This is a genomic window from Arthrobacter sp. MA-N2 (genome assembly GCF_000517125.1).
GTDB lineage: Bacteria > Actinomycetota > Actinomycetes > Actinomycetales > Micrococcaceae > Arthrobacter > Arthrobacter methylotrophus.
Window position 1 is genome coordinate 3160065 of sequence record NZ_KI912155.1, and the last position, 18167, is coordinate 3178231.

An 18167-nucleotide genomic window follows, 5' to 3' on the forward strand; every position below is an offset into this window, starting at 1 on the left:
GACGGCGGGCCCCACCTCATCGGTGGGGCCCGCCGTCGTTGTCATGTAGTTCTAGTGTGCGTGGTCTCCACGGCTGTATTCGAAGACCCAACCGACCAAGGCTACGAGAGCCAGGCCGGCGGCAACGAAGGTGATCCAGAAGCCGATGGCGAGGCCAAGGAAGCCACCGGCACAAGCCAGGCCGAGGACCAGCGGCCACCAGCTCCAAGGGCTGAAGTGCCCCTGCTCGCCGGCGCCTTCGTGAATCTCTGCGTCCGGACGGTCTTCAGGCCGCAGGCCGACGCGCCTGCCGGTGAAACCCAGGTAAGCCCCAATCATGCCGGCTAGGCCACCGACCAGGAGGATTCCAAGTGTGCCGACCCACTCAGACCAGTGGGTCAGGAATCCGTAGGCCAAGGCAACGGGGACGAAGAAGAATGTCCCGGCTCCAAAAATCCATGATTCGATCTTCACTTGGCGTCCTTCTGGTCAGCGTTGCCGAACAAGGTTGCTGCCGGCACAGGGGCCTGCGCTGTGTGGTGCTGCGCGAGCTCCGGGTGGTGGAGGTCCAGGGCAGGACGCTCGGAACGGATGCGGGGCAGGGACGTGAAGTTGTGCCGCGGCGGCGGGCAAGATGTGGCCCACTCAAGCGAGGCACCGAAGCCCCAGGGATCGTCGACTTCCACCTTCTTGTTGCTGCGCCAGGTGATGTAGACGTTCCAGAAGAACGGCAGGAGCGAAGCGCCGAGCACAAAGGAGGAAATCGTGGAGAACTGGTTCATCCACGTGAAGCCATCCTGCGGCATGTAGTCGGCATAGCGGCGGGGCATGCCCTCGACGCCGAGCCAGTGCTGGATCAGGAAGGTGCCATGGAAGCCCAGGAACAGGAGCCAGAAGTGGATCTTGCCGAGGCGTTCGTTGAGCATCTTGCCGGTCCACTTGGGCCACCAGAAGTAGAAGCCTGCGAACATGGCGAACACCACGGTGCCGAAGACGACGTAGTGGAAGTGCGCTACGACGAAGTAGGAGTCCGAGACCTGGAAGTCCAGCGGCGGGGAGGCCAGGATGATGCCCGTCAGGCCACCGAAGAGGAAGGTGACAAGGAAGCCGATGCTCCAGAGCATGGGGGTTTCGAAAGTAATCGAGCCCTGCCACAGAGTACCGATCCAGTTGAAGAACTTCACACCCGTGGGTACCGCGATGAGCATCGTCATGAAGGAGAAGAACGGCAGCAGCACGGAACCGGTGACATACATGTGGTGCGCCCACACGGTCACCGACAGTGCGGCGATAGCGATGGTCGCATAGACCAAGCCTTTGTAGCCGAAGATCGGTTTACGGCTGAAGACCGGGAAGATCTCCGAGACGATACCGAAGAAGGGCAAGGCGATGATGTATACCTCGGGGTGTCCGAAGAACCAGAACAGGTGCTGCCACAAGACAGCTCCGCCGTTCTCCGGATCGAAGATGTGTGCGCCGAAGCGCCGGTCCGCGCCGAGCGCGAAGAGCGCGGCGGCGAGCGGCGGGAAGGCCATGAGTACCAGGATGCCCGTCACCAAGGTGTTCCAGGTGAAGATCGGCATGCGCCACATCGTCATGCCCGGAGCGCGCATGCAGATAATCGTGGTGATGAAGTTGACCGCGCCCAGAATGGTTCCGAAACCCGACAACGCCAAGCCGAAGACCCAGAGGTCCCCACCAACGCCCGGGGTAAAGGTCGTATCCGACAGCGGCGCATAGGCGAACCAGCCAAAGGAGGCAGCACCCTGGGGGGTGATGAACCCGGACACGGCAATGGTGGACCCAAAGAGGAAGAACCAGAAAGCCAACGCGTTCAGTCGCGGGAAGGCGACGTCGGGGGCGCCGATCTGCAGCGGCATGATGACATTGGCGAAACCCGCGAAGAGCGGCGTCGCGAACATCAAGAGCATGACAGTGCCGTGCATCGTGAAGAGCTGGTTGTACTGTTCCTTGGTCTGCAGGATCTGCATTCCTGGTTCGAACAGTTCTGCACGGATCAGCAGCGCCATCACGCCGCCCAGGCAGAAGAACACGAAAGACGCGATCAGGTACATGTACCCGATGGTCTTGTGGTCCGTGGAAGTGATCCAGCTGACGACAATGCGTCCCTTGGATTTCGGTACTACCGGAGCCTCGAGGACTCCGGCGGATTGAGTGTAAGTAGCCACGTCGCTTCCCTTAATTCTTTGCGTTCAGGTTCGGGTTGCGGTCGTACTTCGAATCGAGAAGACCCGTGTTGCCGCTCTGACGAAGCTGGTCCATGTGAGCCTGGAACTCAGCCTCGGAAACAACCTTCACGCGGAACAGCATCTCTGAGTGGTATTCACCGCAAAGTTCGGCGCACTTGCCGTCATAGGTGCCCTCCTTGGTGGGGGTCAACCTGATGTAGTTGGTCTTGCCGGGAATCATGTCGCGCTTCTGCAGGAAGGCGGGTACCCAGAAAGAGTGGATGACGTCACGGGAGTTCAGCTCCAAGTCAACCGACTTATTGACCGGAAGGTACAAGGTGGGGAGCTTGTCCTTGTCCACGTTGTTGCCCGTGAGGTGCGCCTGGACGCCTGCCTCGTGAAGGTCTTCGGTAATGACCGAACCCTTCACGTAGTTGAAGTCCCAAGCCCACTGCTTGCCGCGGACGTCAATAGTGACGTCGGCAGGCTGCGAGCGGTCATCGATTGCACGCTGGTCCTGGTCGGTGAAGTAGAAGAACACCAGCACCATGAACAGCGGAATGGTCAAATAAAAGACCTCCAGAGGGAGGTTGTAGCTAAGCTGCTTCGGGAAACCCGTGGTGCCCTTGCGGCGGCGGTAGGCAATGATGCACCAGACCAGCAGGCCCCAAGTAATAATGCCCACGGCGAGGGCGGCGATCCATGAGTTGACCCAGAGGTCCATGATCCGATCGGTGTTGCTGGTGGTACCACGCTCGGTGGGCAACCAACCCTTTGCTACCTCTGGTGAACATCCGGTCAAAACCAACGCGCCGGCGACTGCCAAGCCAGTGATCGAGGTGATCTTTATGCGTCGGCTGCCGGTTCGGTTCTGCGAACTCACAGACGGCCCTTCCTCTTGTTGCTGCAACCCGGCAGGCCAAGGACCTACCGGGCACACTAAAGTTTTACTACCCGGTGTAGAGCTTACCGCTACGAAGCGGTTTTCGCCGACATGTTGGCCTAGTGCGTCGGATCGGGTCGGAACCCGTTCCTGAGCTGGGCCAACAGTCGGCGAATGTCCGGGTTAGTGGAACGAATCGCCGCAGGCGCAGGACCCGCCGGCGTTGGGGTTGTCGATGGTAAAGCCCTGTTTCGAGATCGTGTCCTCAAAGTCGATGCTGGCACCGCTCAGGTAAGGCACGCTCATCTTGTCGACAACCACTTCGACGCCGTCGTAGTCACGGACGGCATCGCCGTCGAGCAGACGCTCATCGAAGTAGAGCTGGTAGATCAGACCCGAGCAGCCGCCTGGTTGGACAGCGACGCGGAGCCGCAGGTCAGTCCGCCCTTCTTGTTCGAGAAGGCTCCGGACCTTGCCTGCGGCGACGTCGGTCAACTTGACCTCGTGCTCAGGAAGCTCAGCGCTTGCAAGCTGCGCTCCGGTGCTGTTTTCGTTGGTTGCAGTGCTCATTGGCCTACCTTCTTATGACGCTCTTGGCGGCCGCGCTTTCGCGCTGCCTGCCCTTACCCAAATACGTGCGGGCTATAGCTACATGCTACGTCGAGCCGGTTCATAGCTATAACTTCTAACGTAACCGCCGGGACCATTACCTTGTTCCCCGTTATCGCCCTCGTGGGCTCAGAGGCCTTCCGTGTTCAAGCGGGCCAGCATTAACGCTTCAGCCAGGACAGCATTTCGGAAATCACCGATGTGAAGCGATTCGTTAGCACTGTGGGCCCGGGAATCAGGGTCCTCCACACCAGTCACGAGGATCTGGACGTCGGGATAGGTTTCGGTCAGATCCGCAATGAACGGTATGGATCCACCGATCCCCATTTCAACAGCCGGCACGCCCCAGGCTTCGCCCAGCGCCCACATGGCGATCCGGGCGGCGGCAGATCCGGTATCGGTGGAGAATGCGTTGCCCCGCTCCCCCGGCTCGAACGTCACCCTGGCCCCGAAAGGAGCATGGGCCGCCAAATGCCTCCCCATTGCGTCCATGGCAGCATCCGGATCCTGGCCGGGAGCCAAGCGCAGGCTGAACTTTGCCCGCGCGGACGGGAGCAAGGTATTGGACGCAACGGCGACGGCGGGAGCATCAATACCTATGATGGACAAGGCCGGCTTGGTCCAAAGCCTCGAAGCGATACTGCCACTACCGGCGAGTCGCACTCCTTCGAGTACCGAGGCATCCGCGCGGTACTGCTCCTCATCCACGTCCTCGACGACGTCATCCTTGGCGACCAAGCCCTCGATCGCGACGTTACCGTCGTCGTCGTGCAGTGTGGCGATAAGCCGCGACAAGAGGGTCGGCGCGTCCAAGACGGGTCCGCCGAACATGCCGGAGTGGACGGCGTGGTCCAGGACCCGCACTTCGAACGTGCCATCCACCAGTCCGCGAAGGCTGGTGGTGAGGGCCGGAACACCGACTTTCCAATTACTGGAGTCGGCAACGACAATAACGTTCGCTTCGAGGAGGTCCCTGTGCGTTTCGAGGAAAGTACGGAAAGTCGGGGAGCCGGCTTCTTCCTCACCCTCGAAGAACAGTGTCACCCCCAAGCCGAAATCATCTCCCAGCACCTGGGTTACGGCTGCATAGGAAGCCAGGTGGGCCATGATTCCGGCTTTGTCGTCGGCTGCGCCGCGGCCATAAAGGCGGCCGTCGCGTTCCTGTGCCACGAAGGGTTCGGTCTCCCACAGGCTTACATCGCCCGGCGGCTGCACATCGTGGTGCGCGTAGAGCAGGACCGTGGGTTTTCCTGGCGCGGCCACGCGGCGTGCAACGATCGCAGGGCCGCCGGGCGTGCCATCGGTCTTGTCGCAGCGCAGGATCTGGACGTCGGAGAATCCCGACTCACGTGCCAGGGCCGCAACGGCCTCGGCGCTTCGTTCCAGCTCCGCGGGGTCGAAACTTGGCCAGGCGATCCCCGGGATAGCAACCAACGCCTTCAATCGGGACATGGTTTCATCAAAAGTGCCATCGACGGAGGACTTGAGCGCATCAACATTGATCGTGCTGACACCGCCGGAAAAGGTCTGCGGGATCTCCGCATTCATTGAAGTCATGGGCCAAAGACTACCGCCGGGAGCCGTACCGGGGAACTCGCACATGCGCCCGTGGCGGTGTCATTCACGGGATCCCGCGACACGTCGACTTTCCGTCGGTTGCTGCGGGGTATTCTGTACTGGTGTTTGGACGTAAAAAGGATGAGCCGAGCGCTCAAGACTCAGTAGACCAGCTTGCCACCGATGCCCCCGCGAAAGGTGCAGGTGCTGGTAAGGGCGCACCCACGCCCAAGCGCAAAGAGCAGGAAGCAGCCCGCAAGCGCCCGTTGGTGCCGACAGACCGCAAGGCCTCCAAGGACGCCGAGCGTATCGCGGTGCAGGATCAGCGCCAGAAGATGCGCCAGGCACTGGATACCGGTAATGAAAAGTACCTGCCGTTGCGCGACAAAGGCCCGCAGAAGCGGTTTGCCCGCGACTACGTGGACGCACGTTTCAGCCTGGGTGAGTACCTAATGTTCGGGGCACTGCTGTTCGTGGTGATCTCTTTCGTCATTCCGGCGGGAAGCAATGTCCTCAGCTATGTTTTGATCGGCTTCTGGGTCATGTTCCTTGCGGTCTTCGCGGACGTGTTCGTCCTTTCCCGTAAGTTGCGCAAGGGTTTGGCGCAGAAATTCGGTGAGGTGGAGCGCGGCACCATCTGGTACGGCAGCATGCGTTCCCTGCAATTCCGCCGGCTGCGGCTGCCCAAGCCGCAGGTCCAGCGCGGTCAGTTTCCTTCCTAAGACCGGCAATAGCCAAGGGCAAGAGTCCGTCGAAGCAGAAGACCCCGGAACAACCGTTCCGGGGTCTTCTGCTTGTCCGCACGTAGTGGTGCGCGGCGATCGGGGTCCCCGGCCTAGCGACGCCGCTTCGCAAGGGCCCTGTTGATCCCGGCAGCCCAGAACGGACCCTCATAGAGGAATGCTGTATAGCCCTGGACCAATGTTGCACCGGCGTCGAGGCGTTCCAGGACATCATCGGCAGACTGCACTCCGCCGACAGCCACAAGCACCAACTCATCGCCTACCGCTGCTTTGAGCCTGCGCAGTACCTCGAGCGAGCGCTGCTTGAGTGGAGCACCGGAGAGTCCCCCGGCGCCGCAGGCCTCCACTTTGCCCGGCTCGGACACAAGGCCTTCCCGGCCAATAGTGGTGTTGGTGGCGATGATGCCATCGAGCTTGAGGTCCAGGGCGAGGCGGGCGACGTCGTCGATGTCTTCGTCACTCAGGTCGGGAGCGATCTTCACCAGAAGGGGCACATGCCGGCCGGCCGCCGCGTCGGCGGCCTCCCCGACAGCACGCAGCAGTGGACGCAAGGTCTCGACGTTCTGGAGCAGGCGGAGTCCGGGAGTGTTCGGTGAGCTGACGTTGACCACAAGGTAGTCGGCGGCCGGTGCCAAGGTTCGGGCACTGACCAAGTAGTCATCAACGGCATTGTCGAGTTCAACAACCTTGGTCTTGCCGATGTTGACGCCGATCACGGGACGAACGCCGGCATGGGTTCGCTGCAGAGCCGCCCGCGCAGCCTTGAGCCGGGGCGCGACGGCCGCCGCGCCGTCGTTGTTGAAACCCATGCGGTTAATCACGGCCTTGTCTTCAATGAGGCGGAAGAGCCTGGGCTTCTCGTTGCCAGGCTGCGCCTGGCCCGTGATGGTGCCCACCTCCACGTGACCGAAGCCCAGCTCGGCGAGGGCTTCGATGCAGTGACCCTCCTTGTCGAAGCCGGCAGCAAGGCCAAACGGCGAAGGGAAGATAAGGCCGAAAGCCTCCGTGCGCAGCGAGGGGTGGGGTGCCGTCAATTTGGCCAGAACGCGCCCCACTCCTGAACGGTGTACACAGCGGATCGCCTCGAAGCCGATCTTGTGGGCTTTTTCGGCATCCATCCAGGAGAAGGCCAACTTGAAGAAGGTGGGGTAAACACGCATGTCCCTAGTTTTCCGGTTTACGGGGCTCCTACCAAACCGGAGCGGTTACCGGGCGGTAGCATGTACGAATGCCGAGCAATCCGCGTGATGGAGTTCACTCCAAGGCAATCATCGAAGCCGATGTCGTCGTCATTGGTGCAGGATTATCAGGACTCGTCGCCGCCGCGCAGGCCTACGCGGACGGCAAGCGGGTTGCTGTCCTCGACCAGGAACCTGCTGCTTCAGTGGGTGGCCAGGCACACTGGTCTTTCGGCGGATTGTTCCTGGTCAACTCCCCCGAACAGCGCAGATTGGGCGTGCGGGACAGCCCTGAGCTTGCCTTAAGCGACTGGTTGGCGTCCGCGGCCTTCGACAGACCGGAGGATACCTGGGCCAAGCGTTGGGCAAAAGCGTACGTCGACTTTGCCGCCGGCGAGAAGCGACGATGGCTGAGCGCCTTGGGTGTGCGGTTCTTTCCGCTGGTGCAGTGGGCCGAGCGTGGCGGCTATGGGCCGCAGGGCCACGGAAATACAGTCCCGCGGTTCCACGTCACGTGGGGCACGGGCCCGGGAATCGTGGAACCCTTCCTCGCGAAGGTGCAAGAAGGCGTCACGAGCGGCAGGGTATCGCTCCACTTCCGGCATCGCGCCACGGAAATCACGACGACGGCGGGCCGCGTCACCGGGGTCAGCGGCGACGTTCTTGAGCCGTCCGGATCCGGACGCGGTGAATCGTCCTCGAGGATCGTCGTCGGAAGCTTTGAGGCGAGCGGGGGTGCCATCATCGTCACGACCGGTGGAATCGGCGGAAACCATGCAACGGTGCGGAAGCAATGGCCGGATGGTGCAGCGCCGGAGCACATGCTGAGCGGCGTGCCTGCATCCGTCGACGGTGACTTCCTCGCTGCGGCTGCAGCCTCCGGCGGAAGGCTTATCAATGGCGACCGCATGTGGCACTATCCCGAAGGCATCCGCAACCACTCCCCCGTCTGGCCCTTGCATGGCATTCGGATCCTGCCCGGACCGTCGTCGCTGTGGATTGACGCGGAGGGCCGGCAACTGCCAGCGCCGCTGTTTCCAGGGTTCGACTCGCTTGGCGCGCTCAGACATATCCAGGCAAGTAGACACGGACATTCGTGGTTCGTGTGCAACCGCGCCATCGCCTTGAAGGAATTCGCCCTGTCGGGCTCGGAGCAGAACCCGGACCTCACGGGCAAGGATCTCCGGCTCCTGGCTTCGCGGCTCAACCCCCGTAGCGAGTCGCCTCTAAGCGTGTTTCTGGACCGTGGCGTGGATTTCCTGCAGGCCGCTACTGCCGTGGAACTGGCGTCGAAAATGAACTCTTTGACCGGTACGGCGCTGATAGATCCCTGCCGGCTCGCGTCGCTCATCAGGGACCGGGACCTGCAAGTGGCAAGCCGGCTGGGCAAGGATCCGCAGCTTGGCGCCATCCGGGCGGCCCGGCGGTTCGCGACCGACAAGATCATGCGAGTGGCCCCTCCGCACCGCCTCACCGATCCGAAGCATGGTCCGCTCCTTGCCGTTCGGCTCTCCGTGCTCACACGCAAGAGCCTCGGCGGACTCCAGACGGACCTGCGTTCACGGGTCCTGGACGGTTCCGGCGTTCCAGTCCCGGGTTTGTACGCGGCGGGCGAGGCAGCGGGCTTCGGCGGTGGAGGAATTCACGGCTATCGGGCATTGGAAGGAACCTTTCTGGGCGGCTGCCTGTTCTCCGGACGCGCATCCGGGCATGATGCCGCGGCGAGTGTCTAAGCTGATCCCATGGAATGGCAGACCGACATCCTCGGTGCGGACTTTGAAAGTTGCGCGTTCGAGGCGGCTGGACCCGACGGAGTGCTCCGGCGAGCGACTTTGGTCCGTCATGTCCCGCACCAAGCCGCGGGCGGTTCCGGCCCGCGGGCCGCCAATGGTTCCGTACTGTTCCTCCACGGCTGGAGCGACTATTTCTTCAACGTCGCCCTGGCGCAGTTTTGGACGGGACAGGGCTTCCGGTTCTACGCGCTGGACATGCACAACCACGGCCGCAGCCTGCAGGCAGAAACGCCTGGCGGTTACGTAGAGCACTTGGACGACTATGACGCCGAAATCAGCAAGACCATAGAGATGATCCGCTCTTGCGATCCGCTCGGGGAGGCGCCTGGTCCGTTGACCCTCATGGGGCATTCCACCGGTGGCCTTGTGGCGGCGCTGTGGGTCAGCAGGCATCCCGGTACTGTCCAGTTCCTCGTCCTCAATAGCCCATGGCTTGAAATGCACGGAAGTTCCATGGTCCGCCGTGCAGCCCAGACCATGGTGAAACCGCTCGCACGTTTCCGCCCGAAGACCATCCTGCGCCTCCCCGAGCGAGGATTCTACTACCGCAGCATCAGCAGCTCGGCCGAGGGCGAATGGCTCCTCGACGACAAGTACCGGCCCCCCTTGGCATTCCCCATGCGGGCCGGATGGCTCAGCGCAGTACTCAGTGGCCACACGAGGGTCGCCCGGGGACTTGGAATAGACATTCCGATCCTGGTGCTGATCTCCGGAGCAAGTGCCAATGGCATGGTCTGGCAGGAGTCCATGCGTCATTCCGACGCAGTATTGGACGTCAATACCATGGCCGTCCGCGCCATGACGCTTGGCCGGACCGTCACCTTGGAACGAGTGGATGGCGGACTGCATGATGTGTTCCTGTCCGCCGGTCCGGTGCGCGCCGACGCCTACGCGAGGCTCGCACGATGGATTCACGGATACATTTCCAGTGGACCGCAGCCGGAACCTCCGGCCGGACTCGAACGTGGCGGGACGGGGGACATGTCATGACCACGGAGCTGGGGTTGCCTGTTTGGCAACAAGACTATTTAGGCCCTGGTTTCGAAACCTTGGAGCTTGAACTTTCACCCGATGAAGAAGGACCGGTTTGCGCCACGCTCATCCGGCACGTCCGCCCGGTGGCCACCCAGTCCGTTCCACACGGGCTTCTGGACGCTTTGGCAGCTTTCACCAGACGCCGACGCCGGCACGACGTACCCGTCACCGGGGGCCCGCCGCGTGTGGTGCTGTACCTGCACGGCTGGGCCGACTATTTCCTGCAAACGGAACTAGCCGAATTCCTGGGTGCTTCGGGATTCCATTTCTATGCCCTTGACTTACGTAAGTTCGGGCGGAGCCTGCGGCCAGCTCAGACCCCCGGCTACACCACCGACTTGACCGTTTATGACGAAGACCTCGACGCTGCCCTACTTGCCATACAACAGGACGTTGCTGAGCGGACCGGAAGTGCGGACATTCCCACCGTTCACCTGTTGGCACATTCCCTTGGCGGCCTGATCGCGGCGCTTTGGGCTGACAGGAACCCCGGCCGCATTGCCACGCTGACCTTGAATTCGCCGTGGCTGGAACTTCAAGGCAGCAGCCTGATCCGCAGCATAGCGATGCACGTGGTGGAACCGTTTGCGCGCACCGACCCCAAACGGCCTTTCCGCTTCCCCGAGATGCCGGCCTATTGGGAAAGCGTCAGCAATCTGGCCCACGGGGAATGGACCCTCGATCCGGAATGGCGGCCCCGGGCTTCTTTCCCCATCCGTGCAGGCTGGACAAAAGCAGTCCTGGCCGGACACGCCGCCGTCGAGCGCAAACTCAATATCGACGCTCCGGTGCTGGTGCTGCTTTCCGGCCGTACGCGGATCCAGGCCGAGTGGAGCGCTGAACTCATGCGCGTCGACGCCGTCATCGACGTCGAACAGACTGCCCGCCGGGCACTGGGCCTCGGCCGGCGGACGGCAGTGTTCCGCTATCCGGGAGCCATTCACGATGTGTTCCTGTCACGGCGCACTGTCCGCCAGCAGGCCTACCGGGACGTCGCCATCTGGTTGGCTTCCTATCCGGACTGACTGTGCTTAGCGGGTCGCGGCGTCAACGGCACCGCCGTAGCGACGGTCCCGTTTGGCGTAGATTTCGACGGCGTCCCACAACGTCCTGCGGTCGACGTCCGGCCACAACGTATCCATGAAGACGAACTCCGCGTAGGCAGATTGCCACAGGAGGAAGTTGGAGAGCCGCTGCTCACCCGAGCTGCGCAGGAACAAGTCCACATCGGGAAGATCCGGTTCGTCCAGATATTTCTGGATGGTCTTCTCAGTGACAGAGCCGGGTTTCAGGCGGCCGTCGGCAACATCCCGGGCAATAGCGGCCACGGCATCGGCGATTTCGGCTCGACCACCGTAGTTAACACACATGGTCAAAGTGCATGTGTCGTTGCCACGTGTGTACTCCTCGGCTTCCTCGAGTTCCTTGATAACGGAACCCCACAGCCGGGGCCGTCGCCCAGCCCATCGAATCCGCACTCCCCACTCGTCGAGCTGGTTGCGCTGCCGACGTAGCACGTCTTTGTTAAATCCCATGAGGAAGCGCACTTCTTCGGGCGAACGGCGCCAGTTTTCCGTAGAGAATGCGTAGACACTGACATACTTGATGCCGAGTTCGATCGCTCCGGCCATCACGTCGAGCAGGGCGGGCTCCCCGGCTTTGTGGCCCTCGATGCGTGGCAGGCCGCGCTGGTTTGCCCAACGGCCGTTGCCGTCCATGACGATGGCGACGTGGCGCGGTATCAGTTCGGCGGGAATCGCCGGAGGCCTGGCACCTGAAGGATGGGGGTAAGGGGCCATTACGGGGATTGTCCGTGCCGTTGCCGTCTTCTTTTTTCCCAGTGCCACTGTCAGCTTCGCTCCACATGTTTGAGGGACTTCAATGCTCGTTCAAGATGCCATTGCAAGTAGCTGGCCACCAAACCCGCCGCTTCGCGGCGGTGAACGCTTTCGGACTCATCGGCAATGGCCCAGTCCCCCGTCAGCAGGGCGGCCAAAAGGATCACCGTCGCGGTCGCGGGCGCCGGCGAACCGGGCGGGCGGCAATTGCTACAGATCATTCCGCCCAAGGGCGCGGAGAAAGCGGTGTGGGGACCAGCCGCCCCGCAGCGTGCGCAATTGGTGAAACTGGGTGCCCAGCCGCCGGTGGCCAGGGCACGGAGGAGGTATGAATCAAGAATGAGTTCCGGAGGATGGTCCGAACGGCTCAGCGAGGCAAGAGCGCCCACCAGCAAGTTGTACTGGGCGGTCCCCGAATCGACGTCGGCGTCGGTCAGTTTCTCTGCCGTTTCGGTCATGACCGCAGCCACGGTATACCGGGAGTAGTCGGCGGCGATGGAGCTTCCGTAGGCTCCCTTGGCAACAGCCTGCGTGACAATGTCCAGGTTTCGGCCGGAGATAAGTTGCAGGTCTGCCACCATGAAGGGCTCCAGCCGGGCACCGAAGCGGCTTGAGGTACGCCGCACGCCCTTGGCAACGGCCCTTACTTGGCCGTGGTGCTTCGTCAGCAGGGTGATGATGCGGTCCGCTTCGCCCAGCTTGTGAGTACGCAGCACTACGGCATCGTCCCGATAGGATCGCGCTGCAAACGAAGGATTGGCCACAGTTAATCTTCGCACTACACCGGCCGTTCTCGGGACCGGCCGTGCCGTGCGGCGCCGTGTTGACGGCGCCGCACGGCACACTGGTTACGCCCGGACGGCCCTGATGGCGCGGTTGACGGCAGAGATGACTGCCTTGAGCGCAGCGGTGCTCGTGTTGGGATCGATGCCGACGCCCCAGAGGACCCGCTCGCCGACGGCGCATTCAACATATGCTGCGGCGGTGGCGCTGCCACCTTCGGAGAGCGCATGTTCGGTGTAGTCCAGGACTCGCACGTCCACGCCGTCTTCGCGCAAGATGTCCAGCAGTGCCGCGATGGGTCCGTTGCCTGTGCCCGTTCGCTGGACGACGGTGCCGTCCACGCGCAGGGCCGCGTGCAGGGTCAGCTCGCCGGATTCGTCGGTTTCGGTGCGGATGGAGCCCAGCGAGTAGCGTCCCCATTGGCCATCGGCAGTGCTGGCGGGCAGGTACTCGTCCTGGAACATCGCCCACAGCTGGGCACCGCTGACCTCGCCGCCCACGGTATCCGTCCGGTGTTGGATAACGCCGGAGAATTCGATCTGTGCCCGGCGGGGCAGGTCCAGGCTGTGCTCGTTCTTGAGCAAGTACGCCACGCCCCCCTTGCCGGACTGGGAGTTGACGCGGATGACGGCCTCGTAACTCCGGCCCAGATCCTTGGGATCAATCGGCAGATACGGAACCTGCCAGGTGAAGTCGTCGGCGGCTTTGCCCGCCGCGGCGGCGTCCTTTTCGAGGGCTTCGAAACCCTTCTTGATAGCGTCCTGGTGGGAACCGGAAAATGCCGTGAACACGAGGTCGCCACCGTACGGCGAACGTTCGGGGACCGGCAGTTGGTTGCAGTACTCCACTGTCCGACGGACTTCGTCGATGTCCGAGAAATCGATCATCGGATCGACCCCTTGCACAAACATGTTCAAGCCCAGGGTAACGAGGTCCACGTTGCCGGTACGCTCGCCATTTCCGAACAAGCAGCCTTCGATGCGATCGGCGCCGGCCAGGTAGCCCAGCTCGGCCGCGGCTACGCCGGTGCCGCGATCGTTGTGGGGGTGGAGGGAAATGATGATGCCGTCCCGGGGGTGGAGGTTCCGGTGCATCCACTCGATCGAGTCGGCGTAGACATTGGGCGTGGCCATTTCCACGGTGGCGGGAAGATTGATGATGATCTGCTTGTCGGCGGACGCTTCGAAAACGTCGGCAATGGCGTTGCAAACGCGCGCTGCGTACTCGAGTTCGGTTCCCGTGAAGGACTCCGGCGAGTACTCGTACGTGATGTGGGTGTCCGTGAGAGTTTCCTCGTACTTCTTGCACAAACGGGCACCTTGGAGGGCAAGGTCCAGAATGCCGTCCTCGTCCTGGTTGAACACGACGCGGCGCTGGAGGACCGACGTGGAGTTGTACAAGTGGACGATGGCCTGCTTGGCGCCAACGAGGGACTCGTAGGTACGCTCGATCAGATGCTCGCGAGCCTGGGTCAGCACCTGGATGGAGACGTCATCCGGGATATGGCCGCCTTCGATGAGCTGGCGGACGAAGTCGAAGTCGGTCTGGGAAGCAGACGGAAAGCCGACCTCGATCTCCTTGTAGCCCATCTTGACAAGCAGCTGGAACATTTTCAGCTTGCGGGCGGGGCTCATGGGATCGATCAGGGCTTGGTTGCCGTCGCGCAGATCCACTGCGCACCAGCGCGGAGCCTTGGTGATGACTTTGTCCGGCCACGTCCGGTCCGGCAGTTCCACGTTGATCAGGTCCTGGAAAGGCAGGTACCGATGAGTTGGCATTCCGGAGGGCTTTTGTGCGTTATGCATGACTTAGGGCCTTTTCTCTTAATCTTTGATGGAAGATTGGCCGGGCACAGCTAACTCCGCAGCGAGGGTTGGCCTAGCGAATGATCGCCTTCGAGGCCCCGCCGCGGCAGCTAAGGAGAAGCATTCCTGCACGCACCATTTCACAGTAACACGGGTGCGTATGATGACAATGCAATACCTGAAGCAACGTCCACCATGCAGACGCGGTAACGGTGGATAGCCTGTTCCGCTCGTCGTCCGAAGGAGTTCTAGTGCCACAATCGGGGATCACACTGACCAACATCGATGAAAGTGTCAGGCCGCAGGACGACCTCTATCAGCACGTCAATGGATCGTGGCTGAAGTCGACCATCATTCCGGATGACCGCCCGTTGGAGGGAACATTCACCGCGTTGCGCGATGGCGCTGAACTGGCAGTGAAGGCGATCATCGAGGAAGCAGCCGCCAAGGGCCAGGACGCCAGCGGAATCCAACGCAAGATCGGCGAGCTCTACAACAGCTTCATGGATGAGGATTCCGCCGAGGCCAAAGGCCTGGAGCCCATCCGCGCCCGGCTCGATGCGGTCTTTGCAACAGCTTCGCCCGCCGAGGTTGTTTCGTTGACGGGGCGGCTGTTCCGTTCCGATGTCTCTGGTCTCTTTTCCATCTATCCGGCCCCTGATGCCGGGAACCCGGACCGGGTCCTGCTGTACATCGGCCAAGGCGGGCTGGGCCTTCCTGACGAGTCCTACTATCGGGAAGAAAAGTTCGCGCCGATCGTTGAGGCGTATGCCAAGTACGTCGCCAGGCTCTTCGGCCTGGCAGACATTCCCGACGCCGACGCAGCAGCCGCACGCGTCGTCGCCCTTGAAAAGGCCCTTGCCTCGCACCACTGGGACAACGTCACGCTCCGTGATCCGCAGAAGACCTACAACCTCAAGACTGCGGAGCAAAGCCGCGAACTTTTCCCGTACCTTGATGAATGGTTCCACTCAGCGCGGATCGAGGGAGACAAAGTCACCGAGTTGGTGGTGAGCACGCCTGATTACTTCTCCGGTGCGGCCGCGCTCGTTGAGTCCGAGCCTCTCGCCGCATGGCAGGAATGGCTGGCCCTGCGGGTGCTCAATGCCGCGGCCCCCTATCTGTCGTCGGCCTTCGTTGATGCGAACTTCGATTTCTATGGCACCACCTTGAGTGGCACGCCGCAGAACAAGGACCGCTGGAAGCGGGGAGTCGCCGTCGTCGAAGCCGCACTCGGCGAGGCGGTGGGACAGATCTACGTGGAGCGCCATTTCCCCGAAGGCTACAAGGCCAGGATGCAGACGCTGGTTGCGAAGCTGATCGAGGCCTATCGCCAAAGCATCACTGCCCTCGACTGGATGGGCGAGAACACCAAAGCGGAAGCCTTGAAGAAACTGGAGGCTTTCCGGCCGAAGATCGGCTTCCCGGACAAATGGATAGACTATTCCGCTGTCGACATCGATCCGACTGATTTGCTGGGGAACGTCGAGCGGGCACATGACGCCGACGTCGACCGCCATCTTGATGAAATCGGCAAGCCGGTCGATCTCGACAAATGGCTCATGACCCCGCAGACTGTCAACGCCTACTACCACCCGATGCTGAACGAGATTGTCTTCCCGGCCGCGATCCTGCAACCGCCCTTCTTCACCGCGGAGGCTGACGACGCCGTCAACTACGGCGGAATCGGTGCCATCATCGGCCATGAGATCGGCCATGGCTTCGACGACCAGGGCTCCCAGTTTGACGGAAGCGGAGCGCTGCGGAATTGGTGGAGCGAAGAAGACCGCAAGGCCTTCGAAGCACTGGCGGCCAAGCTTGTGGCCCAATTTGACGAACTTGCGCCTTACGCCGCTCCCGAACACAAGGTCAACGGCAAGCTGACGCTAGGCGAAAACATCGGCGATCTGGGTGGCCTGACCATCGCTTACAAGGCCTACCTCCTGAGCCTTGATGGCGCGGAACCGGCTGTTCTCGAAGGGTTCACCGGCCAGCAGCGTTTCTTCATGTCCTGGGCTGCAGGCTGGCGCCAGGTCATCCGGCCCGAGGAAGCCATCCGGCGTGTCGCCACGGACCCGCACTCCCCCAACGAGTTCCGTACGAATGCCATCGCGAAGAACCTCGACTCCTTCCATGAGGCGTTCTCGGTGGAAGCCGGGGATGGAATGTGGTTACCACCCGAGGACCGCGTGAGCATCTGGTAAGCGTCAGCGGCTCTGCCACCAGAAGGGAGCGGTCACCACAAGCCCGGTGGTGACCGCTCCCTTCGCTGCGTCTCCGGTGTTCCGGTGTTGTTGCTACCTCGCGATGAGCGCCGGGTTGACGGCCTGGCACTTCACGTCACCGGCAGTCTGCTTGACGACGTCGGCCGGAACGGAGGCAACTCCATATTTGGTTCCGGAATCGAAGTCACTGCCTATGTAGACCTGGACTCCGACAACTCCGTTGGACAATTCGATCTGGGAAGCCGGGATCCCGAGTTGATTCGCGACATCCGGCGCAACGTCGGCGTAGCCGGGTCCATAATAGATGACCGTCTTGGGCACGGCCGCCGCGAGGAAGTGTGCCGCCTCGGTGAATCCACCGCCAACCAGGGCTGCTGCGATCTCTTGGCCTCGGGATGCGATCCCGGTCCCGTCGGCAACCGTTACCGGCTGAATGGCCTTATTGTAGGCAGGCGCGCTGGGGGTCGACGGGGTGCTGGATGGAGCCGGCGAAGCGCTGGCCGATGGTGTGGCGGTAGCTCCGGGGGTAGTCAGGTCCAGGTTCGCCTTCATCGCGGCAAACAGTTGGGTAGCCTGCGGCTGGGCCAGCTCGAGGCGATTCGGATCGACAGCGGCCGGCCGGGTCGGGACGGAGACGAAGGCCACCTTGGACAGGTCGACGTTCTTGAGGCGGCTCCCGATGGTCAGGAGTGACTGGACGGACGCCAGCCCGTCATCCACGGTGAGGTTCTTTGTCACGACGTCAGCGATGGACAGCAGGCTCTGAGGATTACTGAGGGTTCCGTCGGATTTGATCTTGCGGGTCAGTGACGAAAGGAACCCTTGTTGCGCCTGAATGCGTCCGAGGTCGCTTCCGTCGCCGAAACCGTGGCGGGTCCGCAAGAAGGCCAAGGCCTGTTCGCCTTGGACCTTCGAGGTTCCCTGAGGGAGCCGGAGTCCGGAATCGGGGTCGTAGACAGCGTCGCTCACACATACGTCGACTCCGCCCACGGCGTTGGACAGTTCCTTGACGGCGTTGAAATCAGCCATCATGAAATGGTCGATTTCCAGTCCCGTGAGCTTGTTCACGGTGTCGACCGCACAGCCAATGCCAGCCTCTGCCATGGCCGAGTTGATCATGACAGAGGAATGGGGTTGATAGACCGTGTTGGTCTTGGGGTCGGTGCACTGCGGGACATTTACCAGGAGATCGCGGGGGAAACTGGTGAGGCTCACCCTCTTGTTGTCCGCCGAAATGTCCAGCAGCATCATGACATCCGACTGGCCGTAGCCCGTGGAGTCCTGCGCGGAACCGTATTGCGAGTTCTTCCCGTCCCGAGTGTCGGACCCAAGGATCAGGATCTGCAAGCGGTCCGTAGCGTCGTTGGCGGGGGCCTCCGTCCGAGTGGCGCCTGCCGTTAGGGGTGCTTTGCTGATGTTCGACTGCAAGCGGATGACCCAATAAGCAGCGAAAGCTATTCCAGCGATGAGCAGTACGCTCACAGCGGCCGCAGTCACTTTGAGCCAGACCGGGAGCCCATTGAGAGCATTCATGTGGCGTGGGGTGCCGG

The 18167-nt window shown here is 62.1% G+C and carries 15 protein-coding genes; 5 read left to right on the top strand and 10 right to left on the bottom strand.

What is annotated here, in order from left to right:
* Positions 1-51: 51 nt before the first annotated feature.
* The 5 genes from A3M3_RS0115510 to A3M3_RS0115530 form a co-directional block, all read right to left on the bottom strand.
* On the bottom strand, positions 52-453 hold the full coding sequence (locus tag A3M3_RS0115510) for a cytochrome c oxidase subunit 4 (protein ID WP_028267083.1): 402 nt from the start codon (positions 451-453) through the stop codon (positions 52-54).
* Positions 450-2168, bottom strand: a complete 1719-nt coding sequence (gene ctaD / locus A3M3_RS0115515) for an aa3-type cytochrome oxidase subunit I (protein ID WP_028267084.1) — start codon at positions 2166-2168, stop codon at positions 450-452. The genes A3M3_RS0115510 and ctaD overlap by 4 nt, the downstream gene beginning before the upstream one ends.
* A gap of 10 nt (positions 2169-2178) precedes the next feature.
* A complete protein-coding gene (gene ctaC, locus A3M3_RS0115520) occupies positions 2179-3051 on the bottom strand; it encodes an aa3-type cytochrome oxidase subunit II (RefSeq protein WP_028267085.1) in 873 nt (290 codons plus the stop codon).
* A gap of 183 nt (positions 3052-3234) precedes the next feature.
* Positions 3235-3621: a HesB/IscA family protein gene (locus tag A3M3_RS0115525; RefSeq protein ID WP_028267086.1), complete on the bottom strand. Its 387-nt coding sequence runs from the start codon at positions 3619-3621 to the stop codon at positions 3235-3237.
* 168 nt (positions 3622-3789) lie between these two features.
* Entirely contained in the window at positions 3790-5217 is a 1428-nt protein-coding gene (locus A3M3_RS0115530) for a dipeptidase (protein ID WP_028267087.1), read from the bottom strand.
* A gap of 122 nt (positions 5218-5339) precedes the next feature.
* Here A3M3_RS0115530 and A3M3_RS0115535 point away from each other — a divergent pair, with 122 nt between their 5' ends.
* On the top strand, positions 5340-5939 hold the full coding sequence (locus A3M3_RS0115535) for a DUF3043 domain-containing protein (protein ID WP_028267088.1): 600 nt from the start codon (positions 5340-5342) through the stop codon (positions 5937-5939).
* Between the two features lie 113 nt (positions 5940-6052).
* Here the strand turns inward: A3M3_RS0115535 and A3M3_RS0115540 are convergent, their stop codons facing one another.
* Positions 6053-7120 carry a quinone-dependent dihydroorotate dehydrogenase gene (locus tag A3M3_RS0115540; protein ID WP_028267089.1) on the bottom strand — a complete coding sequence of 356 codons (1068 nt, stop codon included), beginning with the start codon at positions 7118-7120 and terminating at the stop codon, positions 6053-6055.
* A 68-nt stretch (positions 7121-7188) separates the two neighbouring features.
* On the opposite strand from A3M3_RS0115540, the gene A3M3_RS0115545 reads away from it, so the two are divergent.
* Genes A3M3_RS0115545 through A3M3_RS0115555 form a run of 3 tightly spaced genes read left to right on the top strand, consistent with a single transcriptional unit; the run spans position 7189 to position 10991 of the window.
* A complete protein-coding gene (locus A3M3_RS0115545; RefSeq protein ID WP_035741877.1) occupies positions 7189-8871 on the top strand; it encodes an FAD-binding dehydrogenase in 1683 nt (560 codons plus the stop codon).
* 9 nt (positions 8872-8880) lie between these two features.
* Complete coding sequence (locus A3M3_RS25470; protein WP_051423227.1) at positions 8881-9921, top strand: alpha/beta hydrolase; 1041 nt, start codon at positions 8881-8883, stop codon at positions 9919-9921.
* Complete coding sequence (locus A3M3_RS0115555; RefSeq protein ID WP_035741879.1) at positions 9918-10991, top strand: alpha/beta hydrolase; 1074 nt, start codon at positions 9918-9920, stop codon at positions 10989-10991. Before A3M3_RS25470 ends, A3M3_RS0115555 begins: the two co-directional genes overlap by 4 nt.
* Positions 10992-10997: 6 nt before the next feature.
* Here the strand turns inward: A3M3_RS0115555 and A3M3_RS0115560 are convergent, their stop codons facing one another.
* From A3M3_RS0115560 to leuA, 3 genes are all read right to left on the bottom strand, one after another.
* Positions 10998-11813 carry an isoprenyl transferase gene (locus A3M3_RS0115560; protein WP_028267092.1) on the bottom strand — a complete coding sequence of 272 codons (816 nt, stop codon included), beginning with the start codon at positions 11811-11813 and terminating at the stop codon, positions 10998-11000.
* Between the two features lie 2 nt (positions 11814-11815).
* Positions 11816-12568 carry a DNA repair protein RecO gene (gene recO, locus A3M3_RS0115565; RefSeq protein WP_028267093.1) on the bottom strand — a complete coding sequence of 251 codons (753 nt, stop codon included), beginning with the start codon at positions 12566-12568 and terminating at the stop codon, positions 11816-11818.
* Between the two features lie 84 nt (positions 12569-12652).
* Positions 12653-14392 (bottom strand): 2-isopropylmalate synthase, encoded by a 1740-nt coding sequence (leuA, locus tag A3M3_RS0115570; RefSeq protein ID WP_028267094.1) that lies wholly within the window; start codon positions 14390-14392, stop codon positions 12653-12655.
* Between the two features lie 251 nt (positions 14393-14643).
* On the opposite strand from leuA, the gene A3M3_RS0115575 reads away from it, so the two are divergent.
* On the top strand, positions 14644-16596 hold the full coding sequence (locus A3M3_RS0115575) for a M13 family metallopeptidase (RefSeq protein WP_028267095.1): 1953 nt from the start codon (positions 14644-14646) through the stop codon (positions 16594-16596).
* Between the two features lie 93 nt (positions 16597-16689).
* Here A3M3_RS0115575 and A3M3_RS0115580 read toward each other — a convergent pair whose 3' ends face one another.
* Positions 16690-18150, bottom strand: a complete 1461-nt coding sequence (locus A3M3_RS0115580) for an LCP family protein (protein ID WP_231497283.1) — start codon at positions 18148-18150, stop codon at positions 16690-16692.
* Positions 18151-18167: the final 17 nt, after the last annotated feature.